The organism is Pseudomonas sp. EU05-FHT14B02 (assembly GCF_058791055.1).
On sequence record NZ_JBYTDD010000009.1, the window covers coordinates 34,812 to 49,018 of the forward strand.

The window sequence follows — 14,207 nt, forward strand, 5'->3', positions numbered from 1 at the left end:
ATTGTGCGCAAAGCCGATCAGGCCTGATTGATCGTCTTGGAAATCACTTCAACCGTGGCGCTGACTTGCTCTTGGTAACGGTCAAGGTCGAGCTTGTGCTGCTTCTGCATTTCGATCTGCTGGGAGCACAGATTCATCGCCGCCAGCACCAGCAGTCGGTCACCGATCAGCGTCGGGTACTTCCTTTTGGTTTCGGCCAGGGCTGCCTTCAACATCATCGCGGCGTCCAGCAGGGTTTGGCTCTGCGGTACCAAACTGAGCGGCTGCTAATTTGGCAAAGGAAGCCCGAGATAATTTTCGGAAAGGAAAGCTGAAACGTTTCACTGATAATTGTGACAGGTTACAGATGTTTTTCTTCGGCGCAACCTGTACCCCGTGAAGTACTCAACACCACGACATGCAGGCGTTAACGCATTAACACTTGAAGAACTAGCACATACAGTAGGAAAAATACCATGACCACTATGACTGAAACCTTTTTCGCAGAGAATGTTCCAGAGCTCTATGCAGTCCAACTTGCCGATGTTGGGGACCGCTTCGAGCTTGATGGAAGGGGAGGCTTCCTTGTGGCCTCCAAAGTTTTTTCAGCAGTTGAACATCCGTCCCCGAATGAAATAATGCACATACAAACCAAATTATTCCTAACACGCGAATTCGACTCACACGTACTGTCAACACCCGCGGGTGCCACTTCAAGGCACTTCATGAGAAAAGATGATACTGTCTCAACCCCAAACGGCATGTTCTACATCTCCTACAAATCTGCTGGTTATCGAGATCATAACGGTCTTTATTTCACCAGCGTTAAATTGCGGGCCTTAAACGCATACTTGGACCCATCCGCCGAAGCGACGCCAAACGACCTCACAGAAGAAGAGATTCCTCCTTCATCGCCTGAAAACAGCACTAGTTTTGAACCCACGGTTTGGCCGTGGCTATATTGGTCAGAAGTGATGAAGCTTTGTCGCCCTGGAGATATTTATTACACGGCACCGGGAAATTCAACTCCCGTGGCTCACAAAACCTTTATAGCCCGCGAAAACCAATGGGACTTAAGAGTTTCCACAACAGCAACTGAGCTCGAACTTTTAACTGAGACCGCCCAAACATTGGCACCATATGCAGCATCCGGAGACAACCTTATTCTGTCTGGCTTAAGCTACAAAGTAAAAGGCAAGGTATTCAAGCTAAACTCCACGACGCAACTGTATTCAGTTGGACTTATATACCAACAACTTTAATACTCAAAAACGCCTATATATAAAAGCGGGAAGTAAGACACCTCCCGCTTCACTATTATAATTGATAGAGAACGCCAACTTTGGTCATCCCACGATTGAATGTTTTGAAGACCAACTCATCCAATCAGCCTTGCCCAATAGTCCTGGTAATCGTCTCAACCGTGGCGCTGACTTGCTCTTGGTAACGGTCGAGTTCCTGCTTGTGCTGCTTCTGCATTTCGATCTGCTGGGAACACAGATTCATCGCGGCCAGGACCAGCAGGCGGTCACCGATCAGCGTCGGGTACTTCCTCTTGGTTTCGGCCAGGGCTGCCTTCAACATCATCGCGGCGTCCAGCAGGGTCTGTTCTTCCCCAGCCGGTGCCTTGATCGAATAGTCCTCCCCCAGGATCGAGACGACTTTTACCCCTGCGGCGTTGTAACTCATGCGCTGACAGGGCCTGCGCTGACGCGCTCAACAAGTGCCTGGATGCGAGCCGCCGTGGCGCCTTGCTTCTCTTCCTGCTCCATCAGGCTCAGTTGCAGGCTTTCGTTTTCATCCTTGGCCTGGGCCAGTTCTGCGGTCAGGGTCTGGTTGGTGCCGAGCAAAGTCTGGTTCTGTTGCACCAGGTCACTGACCAGTTGTTCCAATTGGCTTAGGGATGCTTCCAACATTTTGATTTTCCGGGCTTTTTCAAAGGGCGCGTACGATAAAGAAAAGTCACCCTGGATGCCAGGGTTATACAGGCGCAAAGCCTTGATTTTGCTGACGGGCGACCTTCCTCGCGAGTTTTAAAGACTGCGATTGGCCAATCTGGTTCCTGCACTTCGTCGCCATAAGGTGCAACCGGCTGAAACACGTCGGACTCAAGACTTCAGTCCGGCGACCGATAAGTCATCCATATAGCAGCCTCAGCCCCGCACGGATGCGCTCTTTCCCGGTGAACGCCATGTCCCTTCGTAATATGAATATCGCCCCTCGGGCGTTCCTCAGCTTTGCCCTGATCGGCGGCTTGATGATGGTTCTGGGGGTGTTTGCCTTGAATCAGATGAGCAAGATCCGCGGTGCCGCCGAGAACATCACCAACAACAGTGTGCCGAGCATCAAGAGCCTGGACGACTTCACCCAGCTCACCTTGCGCCTGCGCGTGCTGTCCTATCGCTTGCTGGTGAACCGCGAGCCTGATGTGCAGCAGAAAACCATGGAACTGCTGGAGACGCGCAACCAGCAGATCCGCACCGCTCAGGCAACCTACGAAAAGCTGATTGCCAGCCCACAGGAACGCGCAACCTACGATCAATACGTACAGCTGCTGGGTCAATACCGCCAGATCGAAGACCGGATGAAGACCCTGTCGCGCAACAATCAGGTCGATGAATTGCGCAGCCTGCTCAACACCGATTTGCTCAACAACTCCGAAGCGGTCAACACCGTGTTGAACCGCCTGCTGGAGATCAACACCCAGCAGAGCCACGACACCAACCAGCAGTCGGCGGATCAATACGATTCGGCGTTCAACCTGGTAATCACACTGTTGGTGATCGCCACCGCCTTGACGCTGCTGCTCGCCTGGTTGCTGACCAACAGCATCACCCAACCGATCGCCAATGCCCTGGGCGCCGCCGAACAGATTGCCGAAGGCAACCTGACGCGCCCGATCACCGTTGACGGCCAGGATGAAGCCGGCCGTTTGCTGCTGGCCATGTCGAAGATGCAGGAAAAACTGCGCGACACACTGCAGCGTATTTCCGGCTCGGCCACGCAACTTGCATCCGCTGCCGAAGAACTCAACAGCGTCACCGACGAAAGCGCCCGCGGCCTGACCCGGCAGAACAACGAAATCGAACAGGCTGCCACCGCAGTCAACGAAATGACCAGCGCCGTGGAAGAGGTCGCGCGCAACGCGGTCAGCACGTCCGAAGCCTCGAAGAACGCCACCACATCTGCCGGTGACGGCCGTGACCTGGTGCAGGAAACCGTCAGCGCCATCGAACGCATGAGCGCCGACGTGCAGAGCACCGCGACCCTGATCGGCGACCTGGCCAACGAGTCCCGCGACATCGGCAAGGTGCTGGATGTGATCCGTGGCCTGGCCGACCAGACCAACCTGCTGGCCCTGAACGCCGCCATCGAGGCCGCGCGCGCCGGTGAGGCCGGTCGTGGTTTCGCGGTGGTCGCCGACGAGGTACGTGCCTTGGCTCACCGCACCCAGCAGTCGACCAGCGAGATCGAACGCATGATCGGCAGCATCCAAAGCGGCACCGAGCACGCGGTGGATTCGATGCGCAACAGCACCGAACGTGCCGAATCGACCCTGAACATCGCCCGCGGCGCCGGGATGTCGCTAGACACCATCAACAGCGCCATCGTCGAAATCAACGAGCGCAACCTGGTGATCGCCAGCGCCGCTGAAGAACAGGCACAGGTGGCCCGTGAAGTGGATCGCAACCTGGTTAACATCCGCGACCTGTCGGTGCAGTCGGCCACCGGGGCGAATCAGACGAGTGCGGCGAGCAATGAACTGTCGCGCCTGGCGGTAGACCTGAACACCCTGGTTGGGCGGTTTAGCCTGTAATCCACCAGTACCGCCCACCTGTAGGGGCGAGCTTGCTCGCGAAGGCATCAAGGACAACGCGTTGATCCAGACAGTACGCGTTATCGTTGACGTCCATCGTGAGCAGGCTCGCTCCTGCAAAGCTTTTTGACAGCATCACATTTCAACAGGTTAGAATCGCTGGCACGCAGACTGCATGGTCAGTTTGCGCCCGCCTTTCAGCTTTCTGGAGTACTGCCTTTGAATGCGACGACCATCAACAGCCTGTTCTTGATCGGCGCGTTGCTGGTAGGTGCGAGCATTCTGGTGAGCTCACTTTCGTCCCGTCTCGGCATCCCGATTCTGGTGATCATCCTGGCCGTCGGCATGGCGGCCGGTGTCGATGGCGCCGGCATTCTTTTTGATAACTACCCCACGGCTTATCTGGTGGGCAACCTCGCGTTGGCGGTGATCCTGCTCGACGGCGGCCTGCGCACCCGGGTGTCGAGTTTCCGCGTGGCGTTATGGCCGGCGCTGTCGCTGGCGACGGTCGGGGTGTTGATTACCACCGGGCTGACCGGCATGGCGGCCGCCTGGCTGTTCGACTTGAACCTGATTCAAGGCCTGTTGATCGGCGCCATCGTCGGTTCTACCGACGCCGCCGCGGTGTTCTCGCTACTGGGCGGCAAGGGCCTGAACGAACGGGTAACCGCAAGCCTCGAGATCGAATCCGGCAGCAACGACCCGATGGCAGTGTTTCTCACCGTCACTCTGATCGACATGCTCGCCAGCGGCCAAACCGGCCTGCACTGGAGTTTGCTGACCCACCTGATCCGCGAGTTCGGTATCGGTGGCGTCATTGGCCTGGGCGGTGGCTGGCTGATGCTGCAACTGGTCAATCGCATCAACCTGGCCACCGGCCTGTATCCGATCCTGGTGATTGCCGGCGGCCTGGTGGTGTTTGCGCTGACCAACGCCCTGCACGGCAGTGGCTTCCTGGCGGTATACATCTGCGGCCTGGTGATCGGCAACCGTCCGGTGCGCAGCCGCCACGGCATCCTGCACATGCTAGACGGCATGGCCTGGCTGGCGCAGATCGGCATGTTCCTGGTGCTGGGGCTGCTGGTGACGCCCCACGACCTGCTGCCTATCGCCTTGCCGGCACTGGCACTGGCGCTGTGGATGATTCTGTTTGCCCGGCCACTGTCGGTGATAGTTGGCCTGTTGCCGTTCAAGGCATTCCATGGTCGCGAGAAGGCATTCATTTCCTGGGTCGGCTTGCGCGGTGCGGTCCCGATCATTCTTGCGGTGTTCCCGCTGATGGCCGGCCTGCCCAACGCTCAGCTCTACTTCAACCTTGCGTTCTTTATCGTGCTGGTGTCGCTGCTGGTTCAGGGCACGAGCCTGCCGTGGGTCGCCAAGCTGCTGAAGGTGACGGTGCCCCCGGAGCCTGCACCTATCTCCCGCTCGGCCCTGGAAGTGCACGTCACCAGCGAGTGGGAACTGTTCGTCTATCGCCTGGGCGCGGAAAAATGGTGCATCGGTTCGCCCCTTCGCGAGCTGAATATGCCCGAAGGCACCCGTATCGCCGCCCTGTTTCGTGGCCAGCAATTGCTCCATCCGTCGGGTAGTACGGTGCTGGAAGTCGATGATTTGTTGTGTGTTATCGGCCATGAACACAACCTGCCGGCCCTCGGAAAACTCTTCAGCCAGGCGCCACAACGGGGCCTCGATCTGCGTTTCTTCGGCGACTTCGTACTCGAAGGAGACGCCCAGCTGGCTGCGGTTGCGGCCCTTTACGGCCTGAAGGTCGAAGGCATCGATCCGGACATGTCCCTGGGTCAATTCATTGCCCAGAAGGTTGGCGGTGCGCCTGTGGTGGGTGACCAGGTGGAATGGAACAACACCATCTGGACCGTGGCCGTCATGGACGGGAACAAGATCGGTAAAGTGGGCGTCAGATTCCCCGAAGGAAGTCGCCCGGGTCCCGGACTCTTCCTCTAAACTGCTTCCACTATCACTTGCTTGACCGGTCTTTATGCCTAATCTGCGCTCCATCTTCGCCGTCGCCCTGCTGGGCTTGAGTCTCTCTGTCAGCACCCTTGGTTTATCGCAAGCGGCGCAAGCGGCCGAACCGCCTTCCAGCGAAGCCGTGCAAGCGAGCCTGGACAAGATCGCCGACCGCAAACTGCCGGAAGCCGATCTGAAGGCCCTGCAATCGATCCTGCAAGGCACGCTGAGCCAGCTCAACAACAAGCGTGACTACGAGCAGAAGCTGGTCGCGCTCAAGCAGCAATTGAGCAATGCGCCCAAACAGACCATCGAAAACCAGCGTGAACTGACCCGCCTCAAGGCCAGTACCGTGGTGCCGGTGGCGCAGCGTTTCGCCAAGGAACCGATCCAGCAGCTTGAACAATTGCTCACCGAGCGTTCCACCCAGCAAAGCGACCTGCAAAAGGCCCTGGCCGATGCCAACAGCCTGATCATCACCGCCCAGACCCGCCCCGAGCGCGCCCAGGCAGAGATATCCAGCAGCCAGACGCGCATTCAGCAGATCAACACCATCCTCAAGAGCGGCAAGGACGCCGGCAAGACCCTGAGCGCCGAGCAGCGCGACCAGCTCAATGCCGAGTTGGCGGCGCTGAATGCCCTGATCCCGCTGCGACGCCAGGAACTGGCCGGCAATACCCAATTGCAAGACCTCGGCAACAGCCAGCATGACCTGTTGTCGGAGCGATCCGACCGCCTGGATAAGGAAATCCAGGAACTGCAAACCCTGATCAACCAGAAGCGTCTGGCGCTGTCCCAGGAAACGGTCACCCAGCAATCCATCGAAGCGCAGAAGGCCGGCGGCAGCAGCCTTTTGGCCACCGAAAGCGCGGCCAACCTGAAGCTCTCGGACTACCTGCTCAAAAGCACCGACCGCCTCAACGAAGTCACCCAGCAGAACCTGCAGACCAAGCAGCAGCTGGATAGCCTGACCCAGAGCGATGCGGCCCTGGACGAGCAAATCAACGTGCTCAAAGGCAGCCTGCTGCTCTCGAAGATTCTCTACAAACAGAAACAGGCGCTGCCGCGCCTGCGGCTCGACCGCAACCTGGCCGACCAGATCGCCGACATTCGCCTTTATCAGTTCGAAGTCAGCCAGCAACGGGAATTGCTGAGCAATCCGACCACCTACGTCGAAAACCTGCTGTCGACCCAACCCCCCGAGCAAGTCACAGCGCAGCTGCGCAAAAGCCTGATGGAACTGGCCACCACCCGCGCCGACCTGCTGGAGCGACTGAACCGCGAACTGAGCGCGGTGCTCAATGAATCCATTACCCTGCAACTGAACCAGAAGCAATTGCTCAGCACCGCGCAAAGCCTGCGGGCGACCCTCGATGAACAGATGTTCTGGATTCCCAGCAACAAGCCGCTGGACCTGGAGTGGATCCATAGTGTTCCGGACCGTCTCCAGCGGCAACTCGATACACTGCCGGTACTTTCAAGCCTGAGCGAACTGACCGACGGCCTGACCCAGCGTCCGCTGCTGTTCCTGCCACTGGCCTTGCTGATTGGCGCACTGCTGTGGCGGCGCAAGAGTCTATACGCGCGACTGAACAAGGTTCACCAGGACATCGGTCACTTCAAACGCGATAGCCAGTGGCATACGCCGCAGGCAATTCTGATCAACATTCTCCTGGCGATGCCGGTTTCACTGGGCCTCGCATTGTGCGGGCTGGCCCTGCAAATCGACGCCCGTGGGCAAAACGCCAATATGGGTGCGGCGCTGCTGCAAATGGCCGGGGCCTGGCTGGTGTTCTACACCGCGTACCGGATCCTCGCGCCGGGTGGCGTGGCAGAACTGCATTTCCGCTGGGAAAAGCCCCAGGTGGAATTCCTGCGCAGATGGATCCGCCGCCTCGGCATCGTGGTCATGGCACTGGTGACCGTAGTTGCCGTTGCCGAACTGCAACCGGCGGCACTGGCCGATGACGTGCTCGGCATGCCGGTGGTGCTGATCTGCTACGCCTTGATGACCTTGCTGCTCAGTCGCCTGCTCATCAGCAGCCCGACCCACGAAAACGCTTCGTTGTTCCGCAAACTGGTGGGAATCCTGTTCACCGCCCTGCCCATCGCGTTGTTCGTGGCAGTGTGCTTCGGCTACTACTACACCGCGCTGAAACTCAGCGACCGTTTGATCAACACCCTGTACCTGCTGATGTTCTGGCTGGTGATCGAAGCCACCTTCGTGCGCGGCCTCAGTGTGGCGGCCCGGCGCCTGGCCTACCAGCGCGCCCTGGCCAAGCGGCTGGCCGCCAAAGAGGCCGGCGATGGTGAAGCCGTGATCGAAGAACCGACGATGGACATCGAGAAGGTCAACGAACAGTCCCTGCGACTGATCCGCCTGGCGCTGCTCGGTGGCTTCATGGCGGCACTGTATTGGGTCTGGGCCGACCTGATCACGGTGTTCTCGTATCTGGACAACGTCACCCTCTACGAATACACCAGCGGCACCGGCGCCAACATGAGCATGGTGCCGATCAGCATCGGCGACATGCTCGGCGCACTGATCATCATCGGCATCACCTTCGCCCTGGCGCGAAACCTGCCGGGCTTGCTCGAAGTGTTCGTGCTGTCGAAGCTCAATCTTGCCCAGGGCAGCGCCTACGCGACCACCACGTTGCTGTCCTACGTGATCGCCGGCGTCGGTTTCGTCTCGACGCTGTCGACCCTCGGCGTAAGCTGGGACAAGTTGCAATGGCTGGTGGCGGCGTTGTCAGTCGGCCTCGGTTTCGGCATGCAGGAGATCTTCGCCAACTTCATTTCCGGCATCATGATCCTGTTCGAACGTCCGGTGCGGATCGGTGACACCATCACCATCGGCAACCTGTCGGGCACCGTGAGCAAGATCCGCATCCGCGCCACGACCATCACCGACTTCGATCGCAAGGACATCATTGTCCCGAACAAGACGTTCATTACCGGGCAACTGATCAACTGGTCGCTGACCGACACCATCACCCGGGTGACCCTCAAGCTCGGCGTCGACTACGGCTCGGACCTGGACCTGGTGAAAGAGCTGTTGCTCAAGGCCGCACGCGAAAACCCGCGCGTGCTGAAAGACCCGGAGCCCCACGTGTACTTCCTGAATTTCGGCGAAAGCACCCTCGACCACGAGTTGCGCATGCACGTGCGCGACCTCGGCGACCGCAACCCGGTGCTCGACGAGGTCAACCGCTTCATCAACCGCGAGTTCAAGAAGCAGCACATCAACATCTCGTTCCGGCAGATGGAGGTCTACCTCAAGAACCTGCACGGCCAGGAATACAAGATGGTGCCGATCGAGCCGGAAGCGAAAACCATCGTGCCGATCGTCGACGGCAGACCCGCGCAAGAACCGCCCGCCGCCAAACTCGACTAACCGGCCTTTCCCCAGCAGAATGCTCGGACATTCTGCTGGAGCCGGCCCTTGAAAGCCCTCGACGAACTCACCTTCGATAACCGCTTCGACCGCCTGGGCGATGCGTTTTCCGCCCATGTGCTGCCCGAGCCCATCGATAATCCACGCCTGGTCGTGGCCAGCCCCGCCGCCATGGCGCTGCTGGACCTCGACCCGGCCGTGGCCGAAACCCCGGAGTTCGCCGAACTGTTCAGCGGCCACAAGCTCTGGGCCGACGCAATTCCAAGGGCGATGGTCTATTCCGGGCATCAGTTCGGTTCCTACAACCCGCAACTGGGCGACGGTCGTGGCCTGTTGCTCGGCGAGGTGTACAACGAGGCCGGCGAACACTGGGACCTGCACCTCAAGGGCGCCGGTCAGACGCCGTTTTCACGCATGGGCGATGGCCGGGCGGTACTGCGCTCGTCGATCCGCGAATTCCTCGCCTCCGAAGCCCTGAACGCACTGAATATCCCGACCACCCGCGCCCTGTGCGTAATCGGCTCCGATACCCCGGTGTGGCGCGAAAAGCAGGAACGCGCAGCCATGGTCCTGCGTCTGGCGCCAAGCCATGTACGCTTCGGCCACTTCGAATATTTCTACTACACCAAGCGCCCCGAGCAGCAGAAAGTACTGGGTGATCACGTACTGGCCATGCACTTCCCGCAGTGCCTGGAACAACCGGAGCCGTACCTGGCGATGTTCCGCGAAGTGGTGGAGCGCAACGCCGAACTGATCGCCAAATGGCAGGCCTATGGCTTCTGCCACGGGGTGATGAACACCGACAACATGTCGATCCTGGGCATCACCTTCGATTTCGGCCCATTCGCGTTCCTCGATGACTTCGACGCCAACTTCATCTGCAATCACTCAGACGACCAGGGTCGTTACTCCTTCAGCAACCAGGTGCCGATTGGCCAGTGGAACCTCAGCGCCCTTGCCCAGGCCCTGACGCCGTTCATCAGCGTCGAAGCCTTGCGCGAAACCCTCGGCCTGTACCTGCCACTGTTCCAGGCCCATTACCTGGACCTGATGCGCCGCCGCCTCGGCCTGACCACCGCCGAGGATGATGACCAGAAACTGCTGGAGAACCTGCTACAACTGATGCAAAACAGCGGCGTCGACTACAGCCTGTTTTTCCGCCGTTTGGGTGATCAAACGCCGGAACAGGCCATCACCCGCTTGCGTGATGACTTCGTCGACCTCAAGGGCTTTGACGCCTGGGGAGAGCGCTATATCGCCCGGGTAGCCCGTGAAGGCGCACTTGATCAAGAGCAGCGCCGCCAGCGGATGCACGCGGTCAACCCGCTGTACATCCTGCGCAACTACCTGGCGCAAAAGGCCATCGAGGCAGCGCAGAACGGCGACTACTCGGAAGTTCGTCGACTGCACGCGGTGCTGAGCAATCCGTTCGAGGAACAACCGGGGATGGAAAGCTACGCCGAGCGGCCGCCGGAATGGGGCAAGCATCTGGAGATCAGTTGTTCGTCGTGAGGCACTGCACAATTGAAAATCTGGAGTCATGTCTCCAGATATGGATCATTCGCTTTCGATTGGACGATTTGTCATGACCGACCCACTCCTCATCCCCTGCCCTCACTGCAACGGCCTCAACCGCATCCCGGCCGAGCGCCTAAACGACCATCCGAAATGCGGGCGCTGCAAGGCCGAAGTCCTGTTGAGCAAACCGTTTGAATTGAAGCAAGGCGACTACGCCAGCCAGATCAAGGGCGATCTGCCGCTGCTGGTGGATGTGTGGGCGGACTGGTGCGGGCCGTGCAAGTCGTTCGCACCGGTGTTCGAGCAGGCAGCCGGGCAACTGACGGGCAAGTGTCGCCTGGCCAAGCTGGACAGCGAGGCGAACCAGCAGCTGTCGGCGCAGTTGGGGATTCGCTCGATTCCGAGCCTCATCCTGTTCAAGAACGGCCGGGAAGTCGCCCGGCAGAGCGGGGCGTTCCCGTTACAGCAATTGATGAGCTGGTTGCGTAGCCAAGGCATCTGAAACAACACGGAACCCTGTGGGAGCGAGCTTGCTCGCGAAGGCGGGCTGACATTCAAAAGAGAGGTCGCCCGATACACCGTTTTCGCGAGCAAACCCACTCCCACAGGGGTTCTGTGTTATCAGCCAGAATCAGGCGTTTTCCAGCAGATTGTGCAGCTCGACAAACTGCTGGGTCAGCTTGTGCCGCGGGTCGAGATGGATCAGCGGCGTATTAGCCTGATGGGATTCACGCATGCGTACCGAGCTGGCCAGGTACACCGGCAGCACCGGCAGGCCTTCGGCAATCAGCTCATCGAGAATTTGCTGGGGCAGGCTGGCGCGGGCCTGGAACTGGTTTACAACGATGCCTTCGACTTCCAGGCCTTCGTTATGGTCGTCCTTCAACTCTTCGATTTCCGCCATCAGGCCGTACAGTGCCTGGCGTGAAAAACTGTCGCAATCGAAGGGAATCAGCACACGATCGGCGGCAATCAACGCTGAAACCGCATAGAAATTCAGCGCTGGCGGGGTATCGAGGTAAATCCGGTCGTAGTCTTCGCTCAGTTCTTCAAGCAACTTACGCAGCTTGTTGATCTTGTGCTTGGCTTCAAGCTTTGGCTGCAAGTCCGCCAGCTCGGCGGTGGCGGTAATGACATGGAGGTTATCGAACGGGGTTTCGTAGATGTCGACCTGATTCTTTTTGGAGAACGGCCCGGAAGACAGCGTCTGCTTGAAGAAATCGGCGATGCCCATCGGGATATCGTTACCGGTGAGCCCCGTCAGGTACTGAGTGGAGTTGGCTTGGGCATCGAGGTCCACCAACAGGGTGCGAAAACCCTCGCTGGCACTGACTGCCGCCAGATTGCAGGCAATGCTGGATTTTCCAACGCCACCTTTCTGATTGAACACCACGCGCCGCATGTCAAAACCTCCGTGTATCAAAGAATGACCGAGTGTAGTGGTCCACGGTATGGCTACGCTACCTCACCACTGCAAGGACTACACAGTCAGTTGCCTTCTCTTGCATGAAAAGCCCTGAGCGCCCCGGCGGTTCGACGCCAGAACCGACAGACGGGGTAATAATTCTGTGAATAGTTGCCAATCATTCAATTTTTGCGAACCTGCCGCTTCATCTTCTGAGCAAAATGTAACCAGCATTTGCTACACGTTCCCGGCACCGGGATAATGCGCGCCACTCGGCGCCAAACGCCACGCAGGGTAAATCTCGGCCCTCGGCCACTCCCCCGCGTCAAGTAAGCCCGTGAGGGTGGGATGAATGTCTGTGATCAACTTCAACATCGCCCAATGGCGCGCCTGGGCCCCGGGGCTTGATAGCGTGTCCGATTGGCAGGCCTGGTGCCGACAACCGGTCGTGCTGCCGGACAGCGATGCCGCTCCCGACGTTTCCTTTCTGCCGGCCATGCAGCGTCGACGGCTCAGCCGTCTGGCGCGCATGGCATTCAGTGTCGGCTGGCCTTTGGCCGAAGGTCGGCAGGATCTGCCATTGGTCTTTGTTTCCCGTCACGGCGAAACGCCCCGCACCGTCGATATTCTCAGTGATCTGGCCGCCGACCAGCCGCTGTCGCCGACCCGGTTCAGCTTGTCGGTGCATAACGCGATCATCGGCTTGTGGTCGATCATGCGAGGTGAAACCAGCGAAATGACCGCCCTGGCCGCCGCAGGCGATGGCCTGGAACACGGCATGCTTGAAGCTGCCGCGCTGCTGGCTGAAGGCGCTCGCGCGGTATTGCTGGTGGTCACCGAAGAGAAGCCACCCGAGGTTTACTCGACCTGGATCGACGACGTGCCGTTCCCTTATGCCGTCGGCTTGCTGATCACACCCGGTACCGACTGGCAGTTGTCCCTGAACAGCCCCTCGGATGCGTTGTCCAAAACCCGTTGGCCTCACGCGCTGAATCTGCTGTGCGCGCTGCTCGGCCAGCAAACCACCTGCCAACATGCCTGGAAAAATCGTGTATGGACCTGGCAACGCAACCCGTGACCGAGAAAAGCCGCGACGCCTATTACTGGCGTTTGCTGGCCACCGCCGCGAGCTTCGCCCTGTTCGGGCTGGGCGGGCTGTGCCTGCGCCTGGTGATTTTCCCTGTGCTGAACTGCCTGCCGGGCGACGCCCAGACCCATCGTCTGCGGGCCCGACAAACGGTCAGCCGCTGTTTCTGGATTTTTGTGCGTTTCATGGCCCGTACCGGAGTACTGACCTATAACATTGAGGGTGCGGAAAAACTCGGTCGTCCCGGGCAAATGATCATTGCCAATCACCCATCGCTGATCGACGTGGTGTTTCTGATCGGTCTGGTGCGTCACGCCAACTGCGTGGTCAAGCAAAGCCTCTGGAAAAACCCTTTCACCCGCGGGCCGCTCGGTTGCACCGAATACATCAGCAACGACGGCAGCATGGACATGCTCGACGCGGCTGCCGACGCGCTGAAAGACGGTCAGACCCTGATCATTTTCCCGGAAGGTACGCGCACCCAGCCCGGCCAGCCGCCGGCCTTTCATCGGGGCGGCGCGGCAATCGCCCTGCGTGGTGCGAAAATCCTCACCCCGGTCATTATCAAGGTCAGCCCGACCACATTGACCAAAGCCGAACCCTGGTATCGCATCCCCAAGCGGCGCGTGCACTTCAGTTTCCGGGTCGGGGCCGATATAGACCCAAAGACCTTCGCCACGCAGGGGCCGGCTCCGCAGGCCTCGCGCAAGCTCAACGATTATTTGCATTCTTACTTCATCAAGGAGCTCGCCGAAGATGAGCGATCTGAACACCCCTAGCCTGGTGCTGGAAATCAAAGAACTGATCATCGACGCCCTGGGCCTCGAAGACATCAGCGCCGAAGACATCGGCAACGAGCAGACGCTGTTCGGCGAAGGCCTGGGCCTGGACTCGGTGGACGCCCTGGAACTGGGCCTGGCCATCCAGAAAAAGTACGGCATCAAAATTGACGCCGATGCCAAGGACACACGTAACCACTTCAGTAACGTGGCGAGCCTTGCGGCGTTCGTCACCGCAAAACAGGCAGCTTGAGACC

General features: G+C 59.1%; 11 protein-coding genes and 3 pseudogenes. 10 read left to right on the forward strand and 4 right to left on the reverse strand.

Features of this window, described 5'->3' with window-relative positions:
* Positions 1–17: 17 nt before the first annotated feature.
* A pseudogene (zapA, locus tag AC3WTM_RS10735) lies at positions 18–245 on the reverse strand (cell division protein ZapA); the annotation flags it as partial.
* 210 nt (positions 246–455) lie between these two features.
* On the opposite strand from zapA, the gene AC3WTM_RS10740 reads away from it, so the two are divergent.
* The gene (locus tag AC3WTM_RS10740) at positions 456–1,241 is read left to right on the forward strand and encodes a hypothetical protein (RefSeq protein ID WP_102671117.1); all 786 of its coding nucleotides are present in this window, start codon (positions 456–458) and stop codon (positions 1,239–1,241) included.
* A 124-nt stretch (positions 1,242–1,365) separates the two neighbouring features.
* Here the strand turns inward: AC3WTM_RS10740 and AC3WTM_RS10745 are convergent, their stop codons facing one another.
* Positions 1,366–1,668, reverse strand: a complete 303-nt coding sequence (locus tag AC3WTM_RS10745) for a cell division protein ZapA (RefSeq protein WP_102671118.1) — start codon at positions 1,666–1,668, stop codon at positions 1,366–1,368.
* Complete coding sequence (locus tag AC3WTM_RS10750) at positions 1,665–1,895, reverse strand: hypothetical protein (protein ID WP_007971835.1); 231 nt, start codon at positions 1,893–1,895, stop codon at positions 1,665–1,667. The genes AC3WTM_RS10745 and AC3WTM_RS10750 overlap by 4 nt, the downstream gene beginning before the upstream one ends.
* Positions 1,896–2,236: 341 nt before the next feature.
* Here AC3WTM_RS10750 and AC3WTM_RS10755 point away from each other — a divergent pair.
* The 6 genes and pseudogenes from AC3WTM_RS10755 to trxC all read left to right on the forward strand — a co-directional run.
* Positions 2,237–2,893 (forward strand): annotated as a pseudogene (locus AC3WTM_RS10755) (MCP four helix bundle domain-containing protein); the annotation flags it as partial.
* A 303-nt stretch (positions 2,894–3,196) separates the two neighbouring features.
* Positions 3,197–3,796, forward strand: a pseudogene (locus AC3WTM_RS10760) (methyl-accepting chemotaxis protein); the annotation flags it as partial.
* A gap of 219 nt (positions 3,797–4,015) precedes the next feature.
* Complete coding sequence (locus AC3WTM_RS10765; RefSeq protein WP_102671120.1) at positions 4,016–5,758, forward strand: potassium/proton antiporter; 1,743 nt, start codon at positions 4,016–4,018, stop codon at positions 5,756–5,758.
* 34 nt (positions 5,759–5,792) lie between these two features.
* Complete coding sequence (gene mscK / locus AC3WTM_RS10770; protein WP_102671121.1) at positions 5,793–9,161, forward strand: mechanosensitive channel MscK; 3,369 nt, start codon at positions 5,793–5,795, stop codon at positions 9,159–9,161.
* A gap of 48 nt (positions 9,162–9,209) precedes the next feature.
* Positions 9,210–10,673 (forward strand): protein adenylyltransferase SelO, encoded by a 1,464-nt coding sequence (selO, locus tag AC3WTM_RS10775; protein WP_102671122.1) that lies wholly within the window; start codon positions 9,210–9,212, stop codon positions 10,671–10,673.
* A 73-nt stretch (positions 10,674–10,746) separates the two neighbouring features.
* Positions 10,747–11,181: a thioredoxin TrxC gene (gene trxC / locus AC3WTM_RS10780; RefSeq protein WP_102671166.1), complete on the forward strand. Its 435-nt coding sequence runs from the start codon at positions 10,747–10,749 to the stop codon at positions 11,179–11,181.
* Between the two features lie 129 nt (positions 11,182–11,310).
* On the opposite strand, the gene AC3WTM_RS10785 is transcribed toward trxC, so the two are convergent.
* The gene (locus AC3WTM_RS10785; protein WP_008016979.1) at positions 11,311–12,081 is read right to left on the reverse strand and encodes a ParA family protein; all 771 of its coding nucleotides are present in this window, start codon (positions 12,079–12,081) and stop codon (positions 11,311–11,313) included.
* 355 nt (positions 12,082–12,436) lie between these two features.
* Here AC3WTM_RS10785 and AC3WTM_RS10790 point away from each other — a divergent pair, with 355 nt between their 5' ends.
* From AC3WTM_RS10790 to AC3WTM_RS10800, 3 genes are read left to right on the forward strand one after another with little or no spacing between them, the layout of a single operon-like run.
* A complete protein-coding gene (locus tag AC3WTM_RS10790; protein ID WP_102671123.1) occupies positions 12,437–13,162 on the forward strand; it encodes a beta-ketoacyl synthase chain length factor in 726 nt (241 codons plus the stop codon).
* The gene (locus AC3WTM_RS10795; RefSeq protein ID WP_102671124.1) at positions 13,138–13,950 is read left to right on the forward strand and encodes a lysophospholipid acyltransferase family protein; all 813 of its coding nucleotides are present in this window, start codon (positions 13,138–13,140) and stop codon (positions 13,948–13,950) included. The genes AC3WTM_RS10790 and AC3WTM_RS10795 overlap by 25 nt, the downstream gene beginning before the upstream one ends.
* A complete protein-coding gene (locus tag AC3WTM_RS10800) occupies positions 13,928–14,203 on the forward strand; it encodes a phosphopantetheine-binding protein (protein ID WP_102671125.1) in 276 nt (91 codons plus the stop codon). The genes AC3WTM_RS10795 and AC3WTM_RS10800 overlap by 23 nt, the downstream gene beginning before the upstream one ends.
* The last annotated feature ends 4 nt before the right edge of the window (positions 14,204–14,207 follow it).